Origin of the sequence: Georgenia sp. 311, assembly GCF_006151955.1 — a bacterium.
Taxonomy (GTDB): Bacteria; Actinomycetota; Actinomycetes; order Actinomycetales; family Actinomycetaceae; genus Oceanitalea; species Oceanitalea wutianyii.
In genome coordinates, this window is record NZ_VDFS01000049.1 from 1 (window position 1) to 20,655 (window position 20,655).

Annotated in this window: 16 protein-coding genes and 1 tRNA gene; 13 read left to right on the forward strand and 4 right to left on the reverse strand. The window is 74.4% G+C overall.

All coding sequences use genetic code 11. The features are described from left to right. Positions 1-45: 45 nt before the first annotated feature. From FHE66_RS10685 to FHE66_RS10695, 3 genes are all read right to left on the reverse strand, one after another. The gene (locus FHE66_RS10685) at positions 46-3,906 is read right to left on the reverse strand and encodes a multifunctional oxoglutarate decarboxylase/oxoglutarate dehydrogenase thiamine pyrophosphate-binding subunit/dihydrolipoyllysine-residue succinyltransferase subunit (RefSeq protein WP_139072950.1); all 3,861 of its coding nucleotides are present in this window, start codon (positions 3,904-3,906) and stop codon (positions 46-48) included. 165 nt (positions 3,907-4,071) lie between these two features. Then, entirely contained in the window at positions 4,072-5,190 is a 1,119-nt protein-coding gene (locus tag FHE66_RS10690) for a HAMP domain-containing sensor histidine kinase (protein WP_139072951.1), read from the reverse strand. Next, a complete protein-coding gene (locus FHE66_RS10695; protein ID WP_176554742.1) occupies positions 5,187-5,912 on the reverse strand; it encodes a response regulator transcription factor in 726 nt (241 codons plus the stop codon). Before FHE66_RS10695 ends, FHE66_RS10690 begins: the two co-directional genes overlap by 4 nt. A 215-nt stretch (positions 5,913-6,127) precedes the next feature. Between FHE66_RS10695 and FHE66_RS10700 the strand changes: the two genes are divergently transcribed. From FHE66_RS10700 to FHE66_RS10725, 6 genes are all read left to right on the forward strand, one after another. Then, entirely contained in the window at positions 6,128-7,435 is a 1,308-nt protein-coding gene (locus FHE66_RS10700) for a hemolysin family protein (protein ID WP_218013687.1), read from the forward strand. Beyond that, positions 7,432-8,478: a hemolysin family protein gene (locus tag FHE66_RS10705; protein WP_139072952.1), complete on the forward strand. Its 1,047-nt coding sequence runs from the start codon at positions 7,432-7,434 to the stop codon at positions 8,476-8,478. Before FHE66_RS10700 ends, FHE66_RS10705 begins: the two co-directional genes overlap by 4 nt. A gap of 117 nt (positions 8,479-8,595) precedes the next feature. Further along, a complete protein-coding gene (locus FHE66_RS10710) occupies positions 8,596-9,666 on the forward strand; it encodes a M23 family metallopeptidase (protein WP_139072953.1) in 1,071 nt (356 codons plus the stop codon). 81 nt (positions 9,667-9,747) lie between these two features. Further along, positions 9,748-11,022, forward strand: coding sequence for a M23 family metallopeptidase (locus FHE66_RS16010; RefSeq protein WP_139072954.1), 1,275 nt, complete (start codon positions 9,748-9,750; stop codon positions 11,020-11,022). A 5-nt stretch (positions 11,023-11,027) separates the two neighbouring features. Continuing rightward, on the forward strand, positions 11,028-11,825 hold the full coding sequence (locus tag FHE66_RS10720) for a glycerophosphodiester phosphodiesterase (protein ID WP_230976423.1): 798 nt from the start codon (positions 11,028-11,030) through the stop codon (positions 11,823-11,825). Between the two features lie 70 nt (positions 11,826-11,895). Beyond that, complete coding sequence (locus tag FHE66_RS10725) at positions 11,896-12,486, forward strand: TetR/AcrR family transcriptional regulator (RefSeq protein WP_139072955.1); 591 nt, start codon at positions 11,896-11,898, stop codon at positions 12,484-12,486. Positions 12,487-12,533: 47 nt separating this feature from the next. On the opposite strand, the gene FHE66_RS10730 is transcribed toward FHE66_RS10725, so the two are convergent. Continuing rightward, positions 12,534-12,606: transfer RNA gene (locus FHE66_RS10730), tRNA-Arg, on the reverse strand. Between the two features lie 167 nt (positions 12,607-12,773). Here FHE66_RS10730 and FHE66_RS10735 point away from each other — a divergent pair. The 7 genes from FHE66_RS10735 to FHE66_RS10765 all read left to right on the forward strand — a co-directional run. Further along, complete coding sequence (locus tag FHE66_RS10735) at positions 12,774-13,682, forward strand: hypothetical protein (RefSeq protein WP_139072956.1); 909 nt, start codon at positions 12,774-12,776, stop codon at positions 13,680-13,682. 124 nt (positions 13,683-13,806) lie between these two features. Continuing rightward, entirely contained in the window at positions 13,807-15,456 is a 1,650-nt protein-coding gene (gene argS / locus FHE66_RS10740) for an arginine--tRNA ligase (RefSeq protein WP_139072957.1), read from the forward strand. 62 nt (positions 15,457-15,518) lie between these two features. Next, entirely contained in the window at positions 15,519-16,823 is a 1,305-nt protein-coding gene (gene lysA / locus FHE66_RS10745; protein WP_230976636.1) for a diaminopimelate decarboxylase, read from the forward strand. Positions 16,824-16,833: 10 nt separating this feature from the next. After that, positions 16,834-17,649 carry a hypothetical protein gene (locus FHE66_RS10750; RefSeq protein ID WP_139072959.1) on the forward strand — a complete coding sequence of 272 codons (816 nt, stop codon included), beginning with the start codon at positions 16,834-16,836 and terminating at the stop codon, positions 17,647-17,649. Between the two features lie 90 nt (positions 17,650-17,739). Further along, positions 17,740-19,041, forward strand: coding sequence for a homoserine dehydrogenase (locus FHE66_RS10755; RefSeq protein WP_139072960.1), 1,302 nt, complete (start codon positions 17,740-17,742; stop codon positions 19,039-19,041). Next, positions 19,041-20,117 carry a threonine synthase gene (gene thrC, locus FHE66_RS10760; protein WP_139072961.1) on the forward strand — a complete coding sequence of 359 codons (1,077 nt, stop codon included), beginning with the start codon at positions 19,041-19,043 and terminating at the stop codon, positions 20,115-20,117. The genes FHE66_RS10755 and thrC overlap by 1 nt, the downstream gene beginning before the upstream one ends. Continuing rightward, positions 20,117-20,655: homoserine kinase (locus FHE66_RS10765; protein ID WP_139072988.1), on the forward strand; the 539-nt coding region annotated here is incomplete at its 3' end. The genes thrC and FHE66_RS10765, both read left to right, overlap by 1 nt.

The following is a 20,655-nucleotide window of genomic DNA, read 5'->3' on the forward strand; positions in this document are numbered from 1 at the left end:
GACGGCGGGCCGGTCCGAGGGACCGGCCCGCCGTCGCGTCGTGCCTCAGGCGAAGGCGCTCTCGAGGAGCGCCGCCAGCTGCTCCTTGTGGACGCGTCCCAGGCCGGTGGCGGGGGAGGCCGCCGCCGGGCGGGAGGCGACCCGCAGCTCGCGTCCGCCGAGCGTCTCGGGCGCCAGGTGGTCCGAGAGGAAGGTCCACGGTCCCTGGTTCTGCGGCTCGTCCTGCACCCAGACGAGGTCGGCGCCCGGGTAGCGGTCGAGCTCGGCGCGCACGGCCTCCTGGTCGAGCGGGTAGAGCTGCTCGAGCCGGATGATCGCCGTGGACGTCGCGCCGGTCTTCTCCCGGTGCGCGGCGAGGTCGTAGTACACGCGGCCCGAGCACATGAGCACCCGGGTGACCTCGCCCTGGGCGCCCTGGTCGCCGATCACCGTCCGGAACGTCCCGCTGGTGAACTCCTCGAGCGGCGAGGCCGCGGCGCGCAGGCGCAGCAGCTGCTTCGGGGTGAACACGACCAGGGGCTTGCGCGGCCGGTCGTAGGCCTGCCGGCGCAGCATGTGGAAGTGGTTCGCGGGGGTGCTGGGCTGGGCGACGACGATGTTCTCCTCGGCGCACAGCTGGAGGAAGCGCTCGATGCGGGCCGAGGAGTGGTCCGGCCCCTGTCCCTCGAAGCCGTGGGGCAGGAGGAGGACGAGCGAGGACCGCTGGCCCCACTTCTGCTCGGCGGAGGAGATGAACTCGTCGATGACGGTCTGCGCGCCGTTGACGAAGTCGCCGAACTGGGCCTCCCACAGGACGAGGGCGTCGGGCCGCTCGACGGAGTAGCCGTACTCGAAGGCCATCGCGGCGTACTCCGACAGGGACGAGTCGTAGACCCAGAACTTCGCCTGGTCCGCCGTGAGGTACATGAGCGGGGTCCACTCCGCGCCCGTGCGCGAGTCGTGCATGACGGCGTGGCGCTGGACGAACGTGCCGCGGCGCGAGTCCTGCCCGGCCAGGCGCACCGGCGTGCCCTCCATGAGGAGGGAGCCGAAGGCGAGGATCTCCCCGAAGCCCCAGTCGATGTCGCCCTCCCGGCTCATCGCCTCGCGCTTCTCGAGCAGCTTGGCGAGCTTGGGGTGGACGGTGAAGCCCTCCGGCGGGCGCACGTGCGCCGCGCCGATGCGCTCGAGGACGGGGGCGGGCACGGCGGTCTGCCAGCCGACCATGGTCCCGGCGTCGACCTGCTGGGACTCCGGCAGCTCGAGCCCGGCGACCTGCTCGTCCTCGCGGACGGGCGGCCGCCAGCCGGACTGGCGGGTCTCGGTGAACGCCTTCTCCAGCTCGGCCTGGTAGTCGTGCATGGCCTGCTCGGCCTGCTCCGGGGTGATGTCGCCGCGACCGACGAGCGCCTCGGTGTAGAGCTTGCGGGTGGAGCGCTTGCCCTCGATGAGGGAGTACATGACCGGCTGGGTCATCGACGGGTCGTCGCCCTCGTTGTGCCCGCGCCGGCGGTAGCACACGAGGTCGATGATGACGTCCTTGTGGAACTCCTGCCGGTAGGCGTAGGCGAGCTCGGCGACCCGCGCCACGGCCTCGGGGTCGTCCCCGTTGACGTGGAAGATCGGGACCTGCAGGCCCTTGGCGACGTCGGTCGGGTAGTACGTGGAGCGCGAGCTCGCCGGCCCGGTCGTGAAGCCGATCTGGTTGTTCACCAGGATGTGCACGGTGCCGCCGGTGCGGTAGCCGCGCAGCTGGGAGAGCTGGAGCGTCTCGGTGACCACGCCCTGCCCGGCGAACGCGGCGTCGCCGTGGATGAGGATCGGCAGGACCGAGAAGCCCTGCGGGCCGAGGTCGATGCGGTCCTGCTTGGCGCGGGTGACGCCCTCGAGCACGCCGTCGACGGCTTCGAGGTGGGAGGGGTTGGCCGCGAGGTAGACGCGGGTCTGCTCCCCGCTCGGCGCGGTGAACTCACCGACGGTGCCGAGGTGGTACTTCACGTCGCCGGAGCCCTGGATCGAGCGCGGGTCCTGGTTGCCCTCGAACTCCGAGAAGATCTGGGCGTAGGACTTGCCGGCGATGTTCGCCAGCACGTTGAGCCGGCCGCGGTGGGCCATGCCGATGGTGACCTCGTCCAGCGCGTCGCGTGCCGCCCCCGTGAGGATGGTGTCGAGCATCGGGATGAGCGACTCACCGCCCTCGAGGCTGAAGCGCTTCTGCCCGACGTACTTCGTCTGGAGGAACGTCTCGAAGGCCTCGGCCTGGCCGAGCTTGTGCAGGATGTGGAGCTGCTTCTCGGGGCTGGGCTTCTGGTAGGGCGTCTCGAGCCGGGCCTGCATCCAGCGCCGCTCGACCGGGTCCTGCAGGTGCATGTACTCGATGCCGATGGTGCGGCAGTACGTGTCGCGCAGCGTCCCGAGGATGTCGCGCAGCGGCATGCGGCTGGTCCCGGCGAAGCCGCCGGTGGGGAAGGTGCGGTCCAGGTCCCACAACGACAGCCCGTGGTTGGTGATGTCGAGGTCGGGGTGGCGCCGCTGGCGGTAGGTCAGCGGGTCCGTGTCGGCCATGAGGTGGCCGCGAGACCGGTAGGAGTGGATGACCTCGGCGATCCGGGCCGGCTTGCCGAGCTCGGTCTCCGGGTCGACGTGGACGTCGCGCTGCCAGCGGACGGGCTCGTAGGGCACCCGCAGCGAGGCGAAGACGCGGTCGTAGAAGCCGTCCTTGCCGAGCAGCTTCTCCTCCATCACCCGGAGGAACTCGCCCGACGCCGCGCCCTGGATGATGCGGTGGTCGTAGGTCGAGGTGAGGGTGAGGACCCGGGAGATGCCGGCGCGGGCGAGGGTCTCCTCGGAGGCACCCTGGTACTCCGCCGGGTAGTCGAGCGCGCCGACGCCGACGATCGTGCCCTGGCCGACCATGAGGCGCGGCATCGAGTGCACGGTGCCGATGGTGCCCGGGTTGGTGAGCGTGATCGTCGTCCCGGCGAAGTCCTCGACGGTGAGCTTGCCCCCGCGGGCCTTGCGCACGATGTCCTCGTAGGCGAGGCGGAACTGCGCGAAGTCCATCTCCTCGGCCGCCTTGATCGAGGGCACGAGGAGCTGGCGGGTGCCGTCCGGCTTGGGCAGGTCGATCGCCAGGCCGAAGTTCACGTGCGCCGGCTGGGTGATCGCCGGCTTGCCGTCGAGCTCGGTGTAGGCGGCGTTCATCTCCGGCAGCGCACCGAGCGCCTCGATGACGGCGTAGCCGATGAGGTGGGTGAAGGAGACCTTCCCACCGCGCCCGCGGGCGAGGTGGTTGTTGATGACGATGCGGTTGTCCGCGAGGAGCTTGGCGGGCACCGCGCGCACGCTCGTCGCGGTGGGCACCTCGAGGCTCGCGTCCATGTTCTTCACGACGCGCGCGGCCGGGCCACGCAGCTTGGTCGTGCCGTCCGGCGGCGCCTGGGCGGCCTGCCGGGAGGCCGGGGTGGAGGTGTACCCGGCGACGGCGGGCTGGGCGGCGGCCTCGGGGGCCGGCTCCTCGGCGACGGTCCGCGCGACCTGCTTGGCCTTGGGTGCGGGCGCCGGTGCGTTCCGCGTCGTGTCCGAGCCGGGCTGCACCGAGGGACGGGCCTCGGACACGTCGCTCGTCGAGCGGGCACCGGTGTCGGGGGTGGGGTCGGCGGGCGGCGCGTCGGCCCGCTCGGACGTGCCGGCGGAGGCGGGCTGGCCGGCGGCGGACGGCTGCTGCGCCGTCGCCGACGTGGCGGCGTTCGAGGGCGCCGCCTTCTCCGCGGCTCCGTTGCCGGGGCGGTAGTCCTTGAAGAAGTCCCACCACGCGGGGTCGACCAGCGCGGGGTCCTTCCTGTACTGCTCGAACAGCTCCTCGATGAGCCATTCGTTCGGGCCGAAGTCGGCGGCGACGGGGTCAGGGTGCTCCTGCGTGGACACTTCGGGGATCGCCCTCTTCCGAGACGTGTGGGGTGGAGGAGAAAGTGCTCTTCAAGCGTAGGTGATCGCCCCGTCGCGGGCGGAGTCGGGGGGCCGATTCGGCGTCGATCCGGCGCATGATCGACACTCCTGGGACCTCAGTCCCAACCGGCGGTCAAGGCTCTGTCAGGCGGGACCCTGTGAAGCCCCCGCGGAACGTGGTACACGCGGTCCCCGGGCGGGCAGCCGCATCCGGATCGTCGTCCCCTCCCCGGCGTGGGAGTCGACGACGTTGATGGTGCCGCCGTGGATGGCCACCGCCCAGCGGGAGATCGCCAGCCCGAGACCGGTGCCGCCCGTGCTCTCGCGCCCGGTCACCGACGGGCTGTTGCCGCGCTGGAAGCGCTCGAAGACGCGCTCGCGGTCGGTCACGGGGATGCCGGGCCCGGAGTCGACGACGTCGATGACGACGTCCCCGCGCAGCGTCGAGCCCGAGGCGCGCACCGAGACGAGCGTGCCGGGCGGGGTGTGCCGCACGGCGTTGTCGAGGAGGTTGGCCAGCACCTGGGAGATGCGGACCGGGTCGACCCGCAGCCGCAGCTCGGGCGGGTCGACGCGCACCTCCCACCGCACGTCGCGGCCGGCCACGCGGGCGGCCGCCGCGGCCTCGGCGACGGCGTCGTCGAGGAGCTCGCGGACCTTGACGTCCTCGAGCTCGAGCCCGACGACGCCCGCCTCCACCCGCGACATGTCGAGCAGGTAGCCCACGAGCCGGCCCAGGCGCTCGGTCTGGCGCAGCGCCCCCTCGAGCGCCTCCGGCGTCGCGGGGACGACGCCGTCGGCGAGGTTCTCCAGCTGCGCCTGGAGCGCCGCGACCGGCGTGCGCAGCTCGTGGGACACGTTCGCGACGATCTCGCGGTGGGCGACGTCGACGGAGGCGAGGTCGTCGGCCATCTGGTTGAACGCGCGGGCGAGGTCCCCGACCTCGTCGTTGCTCGTCGCCGTGACGCGGCGGGAGTAGTCGCCGCGCGCCATCGCGCGGGCGGCGGCCGTCATCTCGCGCAGCGGGGAGGTCATGCCGTGGGCGAGGACCTGGGTGACGACGAGCGCGGAGACGATCGCGAGCGGGAAGGTGCGGGTGGGGCCGAGCTCGTAGCGCAGCCCGACCCACGTGATGAACGCCGCGGCGGTCACCGTGACGGCGACGAGGACGCCGAGCTTGGTCTTGAGCGAGCCGAAGCGGTCGAGCGGGCGGGTGAGGTGCAGGTTGCGGGCGTGACGGGCGGACCCGCCCGGCCCGCTCACCGTGCCTCCGCCTCCGCGGTCGGCTCGAGCGCGTAGCCCACGCCGTGCACGGTGCGCACGAGGTCGGCGCCGAGCTTGCGGCGCAGCGCCTTGACGTGGGAGTCGACCGTCCTGGTGCCGGAGGCGTCGGCCCAGTCCCACACCTCGGCGAGGAGCTTCTCCCGGGAGAACACGGTGCGCGGGCTGGAGGCGAGGCACACGAGGAGGTCGAACTCGGTGGGCGTGAGGTGGGCCTCGGTGCCGGCGCGCCGCACGCGCCGCTGCGCCCGGTCGATCTCGAGGTCGCCCAGGACGAGCGGGGGCTCGTCCACGGCCTCGACGGCGGTGCGGCGGGCGCGGTCCGCGCGGCGCAGCAGCGCCTTGAGCCGGGCGAGCAGCTCGCGCATGGAGAACGGCTTGGTCATGTAGTCGTCGGCGCCCACGCCCAGGCCCACGAGGATGTCGGTCTCGTCGTCGCGGGCGGTGAGCATGAGGACGGGGACCTCGCGCTCGGCCTGGATGCGCCGGCACACCTCGAGCCCGTCGATCCCCGGCAGCATGACGTCGAGGACGACGACGTCGGGCTGGAAGGTCCGGGCGGCGGCGACACCTCCCGGCCCGTCCCCGGCGATCTCCACGCTCCAGCCCTCCGCCGTGAGGCGGTGGGCGATCTGGGCGGCGATCTCCGGTTCGTCCTCGACGACGAGGACCCGGGTGACGTCCGCCGGACCTGTGGCTCCCATGAGTGCACTCTGGCACACTCGCGCCCGCGGGCACCCGCGCTGGGCGGGGGGTGCCGTTATCGTGAGGCCACTATGTCCGAGGGACAGACCATTCGACTCCAGCTCGTCGCGGGCAGCGCCGGGCCGCAGCCGGACACCGACGAACAGCAGGGCGAGGCCCCGCACGAGGATGCCGACGCCGAGGGCCGAAGTCCCGGCGGGCCGGGAGCACGCCCGTGCTGACCGAGTGGCTGCTCGTGCTGCTCGGCGTCGTCCTCACGGCGGGCACGGCCGTCTTCGTCGCCGCCGAGTTCTCCCTCGTGGCGATGGACCCGGGGACGGTCGACCGCCGCGTCGCCGCCGGTGACCGTCGCGCCGTCGGTGTCCAGCGCGCGCTGCAGCACCTGTCGACCGAGCTGTCCGGCGCCCAGGTCGGCATCACCCTCACCACCGTGCTGCTCGGGTACACGACGCAGTCGGCGCTCGCCGGCCTGCTCACCGGGCCGCTCGGCTCGGTGGGCCTGGCGACGGCTGCCGCCGGCGCGGCCGCGGTGGCGCTGTCCCTCGTCCTCGTCAACGGGTTCTCCATGGTGTTCGGCGAGCTCGTGCCCAAGAACCTCGCGCTCGCCGACCCGTTCGCCACGGCCGGCGTCGTCGCGCCCCTCCAGCGCGCCTTCACCCGACTGCTGCGCCCCGTCGTCGCGCTGCTCAACGGCAACGCCAACGCGATCCTGCGGCGCTTCGGGGTCGAGCCGGTGGAGGAGCTCGCCGGGGGCCGCTCGGCCACCGAGCTCGCCTCGCTCGTGCGCCGCTCGGCCGAGCAGGGCACCCTCGCCCTCGGGACGGCCGACCTCCTCACCCGGTCCATCGGCATCGGGGCGCTCACCGCCGTGGACGTCATGACCGACCGGGTGCGGATGTGCACCCTGCCCCGGACGGCGAGTGCGGCCGACGTCGTGGCCGCCGCCCGCACCACGGGCCACTCCCGCTTCCCCGTCGTCGGGGAGGACGACGACGACGTCGTCGGCCTGGTCAACCTGCGCCGTGCGATCGCCGTCCCGCACGAGCGGCGCGCGGAGGTACCGGTGACGTCGGCGAGCCTCATGGAGCCCGCGCCCCGCGTCCCCGAGACGCTCGGCCTCGGCGCGCTGCTCGTCTCCCTGCGGGACGGCGGCATGCAGATGGCCGTCGTCGTCGACGAGTACGGGGGCACCTCCGGCATCGTCACCCTCGAGGACGCCGTCGAGGAGATCGTCGGGGAGGTGTCCGACGAGCACGACCGGCGCCGCGCGGGCGCCCACCGCACCTCCGACGGCAGCTGGATCGTGCCCGGCGTCCTGCGTCCGGACGAGCTCGCCCACACCGCCCACCTCGTCGTGCCCGACGACGGCCCCTACGAGACGCTCGGCGGTCTGGTGATGACCCGGCTCGGGCGCATCCCCGAGGTCGGGGACGAGGTCGTGCTGCCCGGCGTCGTCCTGCGCGTGGAGCAGATGGACGGACGCCGCATCGAGCGGCTGCGGGCCCGGGAGGTGGACGCGTGAGCTCGGCGACCGCGCTGCTCGTCGGCCTGCTCCTGCTCGCCGCCAACGCCTTCTTCGTCGGCGCCGAGTTCGCGGTCATGTCCGCGCGCCGCAGCCGTGTCGAGCCGCTGGCCGCCACGTCCCGGCGGGCCCGGACGACGCTCTGGGCGATGGAGCACGCGACGCTCATGATGGCGTGCGCGCAGCTCGGCATCACCGTCTGCTCGACCGGCATCGGCGCGGTCGCCGAGCCGGCGATCGCCCGCCTCGTCGAGGGACCGCTCGTCGGTCTCGGGCTGCCGGCGGCCTCCGCGCACGTCGTCGGCGTGGGCCTGGCGCTCGCCGTCGTCGTCTACCTCCACGTCGTCGTGGGGGAGATGGTGCCCAAGAACCTCGCGGTGACGAGCCCCGAGCGGGCGGCGCTGTGGTTCGCCCCGCCGCTCGTCCTCCTCGCCCGCGTGCTCTCCCCGCTCGTCCGCGCGCTCAACGGGTTCGCCAACCTCGTCGTGCGGGTGCTCGGGGTGGAGCCGCGCGACGAGGTCGTCTCGGCGTTCACCGCGGAGGAGGTCGCCGCGATCATCGAGCGCTCCCAGCGCGAGGGCGTCCTGGACGACGAGCTCGGGCTGCTGTCCGGGGCGCTGGAGTTCTCCGCCAAGGACGCGGCGGCGGTCATGGTGCCCGATGAGAGTCTCGTCACCCTGGACCCCCGCGCGACGCCCGCGGACCTCGAGTCGGTGGTCGCGCGGACGGGCTTCTCGCGCTTCGCGGTGCGCAACCCCGACGGCGGGCTGGACGGCTACCTCCACGTCAAGGACGTGCTCGAGGCCGACGGGCCGGCACGGGAGCAGCCGATCCCGCGGTGGCGGCTGCGGGCGCTGCCGTCAGTCGCGCCAGGAGACGAGATCGAGGAGGTCCTGGCCGTCATGCAGCACACCGGGACGCACCTCGCGCGGGTGCTCGGCGAGGGCGGTGAGGTGCTCGGCGTCGTCTTCCTCGAGGACATCCTCGAGGAGCTCGTCGGCGAGGTCTCTGACTCGATGCAGCGGCACAGCGCACGCTCCTGAACCACGTCTGCACAGGGTCTGACGCGATCCTCGACGCCGCAGGTCGCTGTCGTTACTGTTTCGTAACACGCGCCGGTCCGCCGGACGTCACCCTCCGCATCCTGTGAAAGGTCCTCCATGCCCTTGCGCGCCGCGACGCCGCCCTCCACGGCACCGCTGACGCGACGGCAGATCCGCGAGGCCGAGCGCCGCGCCGAGCAGGCCTCGGTCCGGGAAGCCGCAGCTCGCCTCGCTGCCACGTTGTCGGGCACCCACCTCGCGACCGTGCCGCTGCCGGACGCCGGTGCCGAGACCGTCTCCCAGGAGACCGAGCCGGCCGCCGCGGCCGCCCACCGCAGCCGCGCCGAGCGCCGCACCGCCGAGCGCGCCGCCGCCCGCCGCCCGTCCCGCCTCCACGCCCCGCGCTGGATGCCCCGCGCCGCCGTCCTCGGTGCCCTCGGTGCCGCGACCATCGTCGCGCCGCTCGCCGGGTTCGTCGGGGTGGGCGAGGCGCCCGCGCAGGAGCAGCCCGTCGTCGCCACCGTGCCCTTCGGGCAGACCGTCCTCGACTCCATCGAGGCCGCCGCAGGCACCCACGACGAGAAGACCGCCGGGAGCGCCGCGGCACTCCTCGCCGACTCCAGCGCGACGGCCCGCGCGCTCGTCCAGAGCTCGCGCAGCGTCGAGCGCGACGCCCCGATGTGCGTCTCCGCCGCGGGCAGCGGCGCGAACGGCGCCGGCGCCGCCCTGGGCGGGGAGCGGGTCGTCATGCCGCTCGTCGCGGGCACGTACACGCAGAGCTCGCTGTACGGCAACCGGGTCCACCCGATCACCGGCGGCTGGTCCAAGCACGAGGGCCTCGACTTCGCGGCCCCGCTCGGGACCGACATCCACGCCGTCGCCGACGGCACCGTCGTCCACGCGGGCGAGGGCCTCGACGGCCGCTCGAGCATGCTCGTCATCATCGAGCACGAGGTCGGCGGCGAGCACTTCTACAGCTGGTACGTCCACATGTACCCGCAGGGCGTCTTCGTCGAGGCGGGCCAGCAGGTCCGCGCCGGCGAGGTCATCGGCGAGGTCGGGAACAACGGCAACTCCACCGGGCCGCACCTCCACCTCGAGATCCACCTCGACGAGAACGGCACGACGACCGACCCCGGTGCCTTCCTGGCCGACCGTGAGGCGGTCATGCTCTCGGCCGACTGCTGAGAGCGGATGGACCACTCCCTGTGACCTCCGTTACGCTGTGCCGATTGCCGGCCGGTGTGCGAGGAAGCCAGAGGGAGTGCGATGTCAGACGCTGCGACGGAGCCCACGGCTCTGCACGCCCCGTCCGTCGTCGTCCCCCCACGCTCCGCCGCCCTGCGGCGGGCGGGTGCGGTCGGCTGCGCGGCCCTGCTGCTCGGGGTGAGTGCGCTGGCCAGCGTCGGCACGGCCGTGCCCAACCCGGCCAAGCCGACCGCCGGCGGGTACGTCGAGGCCGCCCTCTCGCTCGAGGCTGACCTGTCGGCCGAGGAGCTCGACTTCGGTCTCGGTAGCGGCGTCGTCCTCGTCAACGACCCGGTCGCCACGGTGAAGACGCCCCCGGCCGACCTCCTCACCGGCACCCCGGTCTGCGCGAGCTACCCGGTGGCGCCGGGCAGCTTCCGTCTCACGTCGCCCTACGGGTTCCGGGTGCACCCGATCTTCGGGACCTACAGCATGCACATGGGCAACGACTACGCCGCCCCGCTCGGCACCCCGATCCACGCCGTCACCGACGGGACCGTCGTCTACACCGGCGCCGGGCGACTCGGCCGCTCGAGCGAGCTCGTCATCATCGAGCACGTCGTCGGGGGCACGACCTTCTACAGCTGGTACGTCCACATGTACCCCGAGGGCATCTTCGTCGAGGTGGGCCAGCAGGTCCGCGCGGGCGAGGTCATCGCCGAGGTGGGGAGCAACGGCAACTCCACCGGGCCGCACCTCCACTTCGAGATCCACACCACCGACGCCGGCCTCGGCCTGCAGAAGAACCCGGTCGGGCGTTCGACGACGTCGCTCCTCCTGCCCGCCCCGTCGCCCACCGACGACGAGACTCCGGCCGAGGAGCCCACCGGCGGCGAGACGCCGACCGAGGACCCCAGCGAGGACCCCGGCGAGGAGCCCACGGACGGCGAGACGCCGACCGAGGACCCCACCGAGGACCCCAGCGAGGAGCCCACGGACGGCGAGACGCCCACCGAGGACCCGAGCGAGGAGCCCACGGACGGCGAGACGCCCACCGAGGAGCCCACCGACGGCGAGACGCCGACCGAGGAGCCCACCCCGGAGCCCACCGCGCCGGTCGAGAAGCCGAGCCCGACGCCCATGCCTGACCCGAGCCCCGCGCCCGCGCCGAGCGCCGAGCCCGGCCCCACGGACGAGCCCTCCGCCGAGCCGACCGACGAGGACGGTGAGGAGGACGGGGAGCGCACCCGCAACCCGTTCCCGGTGCGCGCCTACGGCACGACGGTCGACCCGGTCGCCTTCCTCGCCTCGCTCGGCCTCACCATGGTCACGCCCACGCAGTGCACGGTCCGCTGACCGGCGTGGTCGCTCCCTACCTGCGCTGGCCGGGCCCGCTCGCCCTCGCCCACCGTGGCGGCGGCGGCGAGGTGCCCGAGAACTCCCGCGCCGCCCTCGAGCACACCGTCGCGCTCGGGCTGCGCTACCTCGAGACGGACGTCCACCGGACGGCGGACGGCGTCGTCGTCCTCCTCCACGACCCCACCCTCGACCGCACGACCGACGGCCACGGCCACCTCTCGGACCTCACCTGGGAGCAGGCCGCCCGCCTGCGCGACAGGTCGGGGGAGCGGCTCGTCCGCCTGGACGAGGCCCTCGCCGACTACCCGACGCTGCGGCTGAACATCGACCTCAAGGAGGACGGCGTCGTCGGGCCCGCGCTGCGCGTCCTCGCGGACGCGGGCGCCGCGGACCGGGTCTGCCTCGCGTCGTTCTCCGACCGCCGGCTGCGCGTGGCCCGCCGCCTCACCGGGGGGCGGGTCGCGACGAGCCTCGGCCGCGTGGAGACCGCCCGCCTCGTCGCCGCCGCCACCCTCTCCGCGCCCGCCCTCGGTGTGCCGACCCCGGACGGTGTGCCGGCCTCGCGGGCCGTCGCCGTCCAGGTGCCGCCCAGCCACCGCGGCGTCCCGGTCGTCACGCCCGCCTTCGTGCACCGTGCCCACGGCCTGGGCCTGGCCGTCCACGTGTGGACGATCGACGACGCCCCGACGATGCACCGCCTGCTGGACCTCGGCGTCGACGGCATCGTCACCGACCGACCGACCGTCCTGCGCCAGGTCCTGCGTGACCGGGGCGAGTGGGTGGAACCGGCGCAGGCCTGAGGCGACCTTCCGGAAAAGTCCGGAAGGTCTTCACCCGTCCCGATCGCGTCCTGTGGTGCACAATCGGGCTATGACCGTCCACGAGACGCCGACGGACCCGCGCACCAGGCGCACCTTGGCGCTCCTGGAGCGCGCCATGGCCTCACTGCTCGAGACGCAGTCGATCAGCGCGATCAACGTCTCCGAGCTCTGTCGTGTGGCAGGCATCCACCGCACGACCTTCTACAAGCACTTCTCCTCGGTCGCCGACTTCGCGACCTACATGTTCGCCCGGCTGATCGACGACCTCGCCGAGGTGACCGAGTCGGACCTGCCGGCCGCGCTCGACGACGTCCCGGAGTACCACCGCCAGGTGCTCGTCCAGATGCTCGACCACGTCGCCGCCAGCCGCCCGGTCTACGGGCGGCTCTTCGCTGCCGACGGCGACCACCACTTCCAGCGGATCATCGCCGACGTCCTGGGGGACCGGGCCCGCGAGGCGCACCGCCAGATGGCCGAGCTCGGGTGGCGATCGCCCACGGACGAGGCGACGGCGGCCCTCATGGTCGGCGCCGCGTGCGCCGCGGCGCTCGGCGTGTGGGCCGTGCAGGTCGGCGGGGACTCCGCCGAACGGTCCCGCGAGATCATGGCCGCACTGCCGCCGTGGTGGCAGACGGCCTGAGGCCCGTCGGCCTGAGGCCCCATCGGCACGTCCCGAAGGACGGGAAGTGCCCCCGACTGGATTCGAACCAGCGACCTTCTGCTCCGGAGGCAGACGCTCTATCCACTGAGCTACAGGGGCTTGGTGACGCCCGGCGATGCTATCAGCCCCACGGCCCGATCCTCACATCCGCCCGACGTGGCCCACGCCACGTCCGGCGTCCGTGGAGCGACACCGCGCGAACCACGTCCTAGGGTGGACGCCGCACGAGCGGGCGCACTGTTGCCCGACACCGCGAAGGAGACGAGATGAGTCAGCAGCCGCCTGGGCCCTCCGGCGAGTCCGACGACGACCGGACGCCGCACGACGGGGAGCCGGACCACGGCGCTCCCGAGGAGCAGCCCACCGAGAGCCTCGACCGCTCGCCCTACGACGTCCCGGAGGGGGACACCCCGCCGCAGGAGGAGACCGCCGCCTACCCCGCGGCCGCCTCCTACGGCCAGGCACCCGACCCCACCAGCACCATCTACTCCGGGGCCACCGACACCGAGCCCGAGCCCGAGCCGGGCGACGAGGACGGGGACGGGCGCCGTCGCTGGGTGCTGCCCGTCGTCATCGCCGCCATCGTGCTCCTCGTCGCCGGCGGGATCGCCGCGGCGCTCCTGCTCGGCGGGGACGACGACGAGCCCGCGCCCGCCGCGAGCACCACCGCCGCCGTCGCGGCGACGACCCCGGCGGGGGACGAGACGACCGCCCCCACCGAGGAGCCCACCGACGCGGCGACGACCCCCGCGCCCACCGAGGAGCCGACCGGGCCCGACGAGTCGCTCATCGAGGACCTCGACACGAGCGTGACGGTCGGCGACGTCACCTTCGAGCTCACCGGCGAGGGCTTCACCCCCGACGTCGGCATCCAGGGCGCCACCGAGGCCGTGCGCGGCGTCTACGCCGCGGGTGACGAGCGCATCGAGATGCTCGCGACGACGTGGCCCGACAACGCGGCCGCCGACGCCTTCGCGGCGCGGCTCGTCGAGGGCGTCGACGGTGAGCAGGTGGAGACCGGGAGCACCTACACCAACGACACGGGCACCTTCTGGGCGTTCGTCCTGTCCGACGGGCGCGGCCGCTACATCTGGACCACCGACCGCGGGCACGTCCTCGAGGTCACCGGCAGCCCGGAGTACGTCGGCGGGTTCTACTCCGCCTTCCCGCTCTGACCCCTCGCGACCCCCGGGCCGCCGCCGCGACCCCGCACCGCCCCGGCCACCGGCCGGGGCGGTGTGCTGTCGGCGACAGGACACGGCGCCGGGGAGGGCCCGGCCCACGGGTACGCTGGCCAGCGTGACTCCGACCGAACTCGCCGCGCTCATCCGCTCCTTCCTGCTCGACGCCGTCGCGGACGGCACCCTCGCCCTGTCCCCCGAGGACGTCGGTGAGGTCAAGGTCGAGCGGCCGCGCCAGCGCGAGCACGGCGACTGGGCCACGAACGTCGCGATGCAGCTGGCGAAGAAGGCCGGGACCAACCCGCGCGCGCTCGCCGAGCAGCTCGCCGCCCGCCTCGCCGGCTCGCCCGGCATCGCCGCGGCCGAGGTCGCCGGGCCCGGGTTCCTCAACATCCGCCTCGAGGCCGGCGCCGCGGGCGAGCTCGCCCGCAGCATCGTCGAGGCGGGGGAGTCCTACGGCCGCGGGGACGCCCTCGACGGGCACGTCGTCAACCTCGAGTTCGTCTCGGCCAACCCCACCGGCCCGCTCCACATCGGCCACACCCGCTGGGCGGCGCTCGGCGACTCCCTCGTCCGCCTGCTGCGCGCCGCCGGCGCCGAGGTCACGCCGGAGTACTACATCAACGACGCCGGCGCCCAGATGGACAAGTTCGGCGCCTCCGTCCTCGCCCGCGCCGCCGGCGAGGACGTCCCCGAGGGCGGCTACCCGGGGGAGTACGTCACCGCCCTCGCCCAGCGCGTCCTCGCCGAGCACCCCGACCTCCTCGAGCTCGCGCCCGAGGAGGCGCTGGCGACCGCCCGGGAGTCGGCCTACCAGCTCCAGCTCGCCGAGATCCAGCGCGTCCTGGCGGACTTCGAGGTCCACTTCGACGTCTACTTCTCCGAGCGCGAGCTCCACGCCAGCGGCGCCGTCGAGACCGCCGTCGCCCGCCTGCGCGAGCAGGGCCACGTCTACGACGCCGACGGCGCCGTGTGGCTGCGCACGACCGACTTCGGCGACGACAAGGACCGCGTCCTCATCCGCGCGGACGGCACCCCGACGTACTTCGCGGCCGACGCCGCCTACTACCTGTCGAAGAAGGACCGCGGCTTCCCGGAGAAGATCTACCTCCTCGGCGCCGACCACCACGGGTACGTCGGGCGCCTCAAGGCGATCGCCGCCTGCGCCGGCGACGACCCCGAGGTCAACATCGAGGTGCTCATCGGCCAGCTCGTGTCCGTCGCCGGGGCGCGGCTGAGCAAGCGCGCGGGCAACATCATCGAGCTCGCCGACCTCATCGAGTGGATCGGCAGCGACGCGGTGCGCTACACCCTGGCCCGCTTCCCCGCGGACTCCCCGCTCAGCCTCGACGGGGAGAAGCTGCGCGAGAAGAACATGGACAACCCGGTGTACTACGTCCAGTACGCCCACGCCCGCATCCGCAACGTCAGCCGCAACGCCGCCCAGCACGGCGTTCGCCGCGAGGACGCCTTCGACCCCACGCTCATCGGCTCCGAGGCCGACAGCGTGCTCCTGGGCCACCTCGCCGGCTTCCCCGAGGTCGTCGCGCGCGCCGCGCGGCTGCGCGAGCCGCACCGCGTCGCGCGCTACCTCGAGGACCTTGCCTCGGCCTACCACAAGTGGTACGACCAGAGCCGGGTGTCCCCGCGCGGGGAGGACCCGGTCGAGGACGTCCACCGCGCCCGGCTGTGGCTCAACGACGCCACCGGGCAGGTCATCGCCAACGGGCTGGCCCTCCTCGGCGTCAGCGCCCCGGAGCGCATGTGACGGGGCCGACGGCGGCCCCCGAGCCCGCCGCCGGCGACCCCCGCACCCCGTGGTCGGGCACCGTGCGCCGCACCGCGGACGGCAGCCTCGAGGTCGGGGGCCTGGACGCCCGCGCCCTCGCCTCCGCCTACGGCACCCCGGTCTACGTCCTGGACGAGGCCGACGTGCGCGCCCGGGCCCGGGCCTTCGTCACCGCGTTCACCGGCGCGTTCGCCGACCTCGCGGGCGCCGACGTCTACTACGCGAGCAAGGCCCTCGCCTCGGTCGCGGTCGACCGCTGGGTCCACGAGGAGGGCATGAGCGTCGACGTGTCGACCGGCGGTGAGCTCGCCGTCGCGCTGCGCGCCGGCGTCCCCGGCGGCGCGATCGCCCTCCACGGGAACAACAAGTCCGACGGTGAGCTCGAGCGCGCGCTGCGCGCCGGGGTGGGGCGCATCGTCGTCGACTCCCTCGAGGAGGTCGACCGGCTCGCCGACCTCGCCGGCGAGCTCGGCATGGGCGCGCCCGTCATGGTCAGGGTGACGACCGGCGTCCACGCCGGCGGCCACGACTTCATCGCCACCGCCCACGAGGACCAGAAGTTCGGGCTGTCCCTCGCCAGCGGGGCCGCCCGCCGGGCCGTGGACGCTGTCCTCGCCCGCCCCGAGCTCACCCTCCTCGGCCTGCACTCCCACATCGGGTCCCAGATCCTCGACCTGTCGGGCTTCGAGGTCGCGGCCGGGGCGCTGCTGCGGCTGCGCGCCGAGGTCGCCGGGGACAGCGGCACCCTCATGCCCGAGCTCGACCTCGGCGGCGGGTACGGCATCTCCTACACCGGCACCGACGCACCCCCGCCGCCCGAGCAGGTCGCGACCGCGCTCGCCGACGTCGTGCGCCGCGCGTGCGAGGAGCTCGGCACCCCGCCGCCGCGCGTCTCGGTCGAGCCGGGCCGCGCCGTCGTCGGCCCCGCGGGGCTCACGCTCTACCGGGTCGGCACCGTCAAGCCCGTCGTCCTCGACGACGGCGGGGAGCGTCGCTACGTCTCGGTCGACGGCGGCATGAGCGACAACATCCGCACCGCCCTCTACGACGCCGACTACACCGCCACCCTCGCCGGACGCCGCAGCGAGGCACCCGCCGTCGCCTCCCGGGTCGTGGGCAAGCACTGCGAGAGCGGCGACGTCGTCGTGCGCGACGTCCTGCTCCCGGGCGACGTCTCGCGCGGTGACCTGCTCGCGGTGCCCGCGACGGGCGCCTACGGTCGCTCGATGGCCTCCAACTACAACCTCGTCCCGCGGCCGGGGGTGCTCGCCGTGCGCGACGGGCAGGCGCGGTTCGTCGTCCGTCCCGAGACCGAGGACGACCTCCTCGCCCTCGACGTCGGGTGAGCCGGGGCCGATGAGCACGGCGCCGCAGGACGGCCCGCCCCCGGGCGGCGTCCTCGGCGCGTTCGGTGCCCCGGCCGGCCCCGTCCCGCTCAGCGGCGGGCAGCGCACGGTGTGGCGCGCCGGTGACGTCGTGCTCAAGCGGCTCGACGTCTCCCTCGAGGAGCTCGGCTGGCAGGAGGAGGTCCTCACCGCCGTCGACGGCGCCCCCGACGTCCGCGTCGCGCCCCCGGTGCGCTCGCGCGACGGGGAGCTCGTCGTCGCCGGGTGGACCGCGTGGCGGTTCGAGCCCGGCACCGCCCCGACGCCGGACGGCTACCCCGACGTCGTCGCCGCCGGCCGGGTGCTGCACCGCCACCTCGCCCACCTCCCGCGCCCGGCGCTGCTCGACCGGCGCGACCACCCGTGGGCGCGCGCCGACCGCATCGCGTGGGGCGAGGCCGCGGCGGGCGCAGTCGGCGACCTGCCGCACGTCGGCGCGCTGCTCGCCGCGCGCGACGCGGTCGACGGCGCCGCGCAGGTCGTCCACGGCGACCTCACCGACAACGTCCACCTCCACCCCGACCTGCCGCCGCTCGTCCTCGACCTCACCGGCTACTGGCGCCCGCCGGCGTACGCCTCGGCCGTCGTCGTCGCCGACGCGGTGGTCTTCCGCGGCGCTGACCTCGCGCTCGTCGACCGGGTGGGCGAGGAGGAGGGACCGCAGTTCCCCCAGCTCCTCCTGCGCGCGCTGCTCTTCCGCGCGCTCACCGACCAGCTGCTCGCGCCGGGCACCGAGTGGGCCCGCTGGTTCGGCCCGGCGGTGAGCCGGGTCCTCACGCTCACCTGAGACCGGCCGACGCCGAGGCGTGGACGACGCGCTTCGGGGGGTCCCACCGCCCGTATCCTGTCGGCGGCAACCTGACGTGAGGAGTGGTCGATGAGTGAGCGGGCGCTGCGTGTCGCCGTGCTCGGGTGCGGGACCGTGGGGACGGAGGTCGTGCGCCTCCTGCGCGAGCAGGCGACCGACCTCACCGCCCGCAGCGGTGCTCGCCTCGAGCTCGTGGGGATCGCGGTGCGGGACACCTCGGTGCCCCGCGACCCGGTCGTCGACCCCGCGCTCCTCACCACCGACGCCGCCGGTCTCGTGCGCCGGGCCGACCTCGTCGTCGAGCTCATGGGCGGCATCGAGCCGGCCCGCACGCTCGTGCTCGACGCCCTGGCCGCCGGGGCCAGCGTCGTCACCGCGAACAAGGCGCTGCTCGCCGCCCACGGCCCCGAGCTCTACGAGGCGGCCGAGGGCCGCGGCGTCGACCTCTACTTCGAGGCCGCCGTCGCCGGCGCCGTGCCGGTCGTGCGCGGCGTGCGCGAGTCCTTCGCCGGCGACCGCGTCAACCGGGTGCTCGGCGTCGTCAACGGCACGACCAACTACATCCTCGACGAGATGACCTCCCGCGGCGTCGGCTTCGACGAGGCGCTCGCCGACGCCCAGGCCCTGGGCTACGCCGAGGCCGACCCGACCGCCGACATCGACGGCCACGACGCCGCCGCGAAGATCGCGATCCTCGCCTCCCTCGCCTTCCACACCCGGGTGAGCATCGACGACGTCCCCGTCGAGGGCATCCGCCACGTCACCGCCGACGACGTCGAGGCCGCCAGGCGCGGGCACCACGTCATCAAGCTCCTCGCCGTCGCCGAGCGCCGCACGACGGCCGGCGGTGAGGGCATCGCCGTGCGCGTCCACCCGACGCTGCTGCCCACCGCCCACCCGCTCGCCGCGGTGCGCGGCGCGTACAACGCCGTCGTCCTGGACACCGAGGCCGCCGGGCGGCTCATGTTCTACGGGCAGGGCGCGGGTGGTGCGCCGACGGCGTCCGCCGTGCTCGGCGACGTCGTCGCCGCGGCCCGCAACCGCGTCTCCGGCGGGCGTGGGCCGGCCGAGTCGCGTTACGCCCAGCTCCCGCTGCTGGGCGGGGACCAGGTGACGACCCAGTTCCAGCTGCGCCTCGAGGTGGCCGACGTGCCCGGGGTGCTCGCGGCGATCGCGGGCACGTTCGGGGACCACGACGTGTCGATCCAGACCGTGACGCAGGAGCAGACCGGCGCCGCCGACGGCGCGGCGGTGCTCGTCGTCGTCACGCACCGGGCGAGCGAGGCCGCGCTCGCCGCCACCGCGGAGGCTGTCGCACGGATACCGTCGGTCAAGCGAGTGCTGGCCGTGACGAGGGTGGAGGAAGACTGATGGCGCACCTGTGGCGCGGCGTGATCACCGAGTACGCCGACCGGCTGCCGATCGAGGACGGGGACCCCGTCGTCACCCTGGGGGAGGGCGGCACCCCGCTCGTCGCCGCCCCCGTGCTCTCCGAGCGCGTGGGCGCCCGCGTCCACGTCAAGGTCGAGGGCGCCAACCCGACCGGCTCCTTCAAGGACCGCGGGATGACGATGGCGATGTCCAAGGTCGCCGCGGCCGGCACCGAGATGGTCGTGTGCGCCTCCACCGGCAATACCTCCGCCTCCGCCGCCGCTTACGCGGTCCGCGCCGGGCTGCGCTGCGCCGTCGTCCTGCCCGCCGGGAAGATCGCCGCCGGCAAGCTCGCCCAGGCGATCGTCCACGGCGCCGAGCTCGTCGCCGTCGACGGCAACTTCGACGACTGCCTCACCGTCGTGCGCTCCCTCGCCGAGGACTACCCGGTGGCCCTGGTGAACTCGGTCAACCCGTTCCGCCTCCAGGGGCAGAAGACGGCGGCCTTCGAGGTCGTCGACGCCCTCGGCGACGCCCCGGACATCCACGTCCTGCCCGTCGGCAACGCCGGCAACATCTCCGCCTACTGGATGGGCTACCGCGAGTACGCGACCGACGCGCCGGGCCTGCCCGCGCGTGCCACCCGCACCCCGCGGATGTGGGGCGTGCAGGCCGAGGGCGCCGCGCCGTTCGTCAAGGGCGTGCCCGTCGAGAACCCCGAGACGATCGCCACCGCCATCCGCATCGGCAACCCCGCCTCGTGGGCGCTCGCCGAGGCCGCCCGCGACGAGTCCGGCGGCTGGATCGACGCCGTGAGCGACGCGCAGATCCTCGACGCCCAGGCGCTGCTCGCCCGCGAGGTCGGCGTGTTCGTCGAGCCCGCGTCCGCCGCGAGCGTCGCCGGCCTGCTCCAGGCCGCCGAGCGCGGCCTGGTCCCCGAGGGCGCGACGATCGTGTGCACGGTGACCGGCAACGGCCTCAAGGACACCGCCACAGCGCTCGGCTCCGCGGACGTCGACCCGGAGGTCGTCGCCCCGCGTCCGGAGGCGGCCGCCCGGGCCCTCGGGCTCGCCTGATGGCCCGGCTCGCCCACGACACCGCGCGGGTCCAGGTCCCGGCGACGAGCGCGAACCTCGGGCCGGGCTTCGACGCGCTCGGCCTCGCGCTCGACCTCGTCGACGACATCGAGGTGCGGGCCACCGCCGGCATCACCAACGTCACGGTGACCGGCAGCGGCGCGGGCTCGCTGCCCGAGGGGGAGAACCACCTCGTCGTGCGGGCGATCCGCGCCGCCCTCGACCATGTCGGGGCCCCGCAGGCCGGCCTCGAGCTGCGCTGCCACAACCGCATCCCGCACGGGCGCGGCCTGGGCTCCTCGGCCGCCGCCGTCGTCGGCGGGCTCATGGCGGCGCGCGGTCTCGTCGCCGAGCCGGAGGCGCTCGACGACGCGACCGTCCTCGCCCTCGCCACCGAGTTCGAGGGCCACCCGGACAACGCCGCCCCCGCGATCCTCGGCGGGGCCACCGTCGCGTGGAGCGGGCCGGACGGGCGTCCGGACGCCGCGCGCCTCACCGTCGGGGCGCACGTGCGCCCGACCGCGCTCGTCCCGCCCGG

Bases quoted from the DNA above. Each gene is read 5' to 3' on its own strand.
- FHE66_RS10695 (WP_176554742.1), bottom strand. From the start codon at position 5,912: ATGGGAGCCACAGGTCCGGCGGACGTCACCCGGGTCCTCGTCGTCGAG.
- FHE66_RS10710 (WP_139072953.1), top strand. From the start codon at position 8,596: ATGCCCTTGCGCGCCGCGACGCCGCCCTCCACGGCACCGCTGACGCGA.
- FHE66_RS16010 (WP_139072954.1), top strand. From the start codon at position 9,748: ATGTCAGACGCTGCGACGGAGCCCACGGCTCTGCACGCCCCGTCCGTC.
- FHE66_RS10725 (WP_139072955.1), top strand. From the start codon at position 11,896: ATGACCGTCCACGAGACGCCGACGGACCCGCGCACCAGGCGCACCTTG.
- FHE66_RS10735 (WP_139072956.1), top strand. From the start codon at position 12,774: ATGAGTCAGCAGCCGCCTGGGCCCTCCGGCGAGTCCGACGACGACCGG.
- FHE66_RS10750 (WP_139072959.1), top strand. From the start codon at position 16,834: ATGAGCACGGCGCCGCAGGACGGCCCGCCCCCGGGCGGCGTCCTCGGC.
- FHE66_RS10755 (WP_139072960.1), top strand. From the start codon at position 17,740: ATGAGTGAGCGGGCGCTGCGTGTCGCCGTGCTCGGGTGCGGGACCGTG.
- thrC (WP_139072961.1), top strand. From the start codon at position 19,041: ATGGCGCACCTGTGGCGCGGCGTGATCACCGAGTACGCCGACCGGCTG.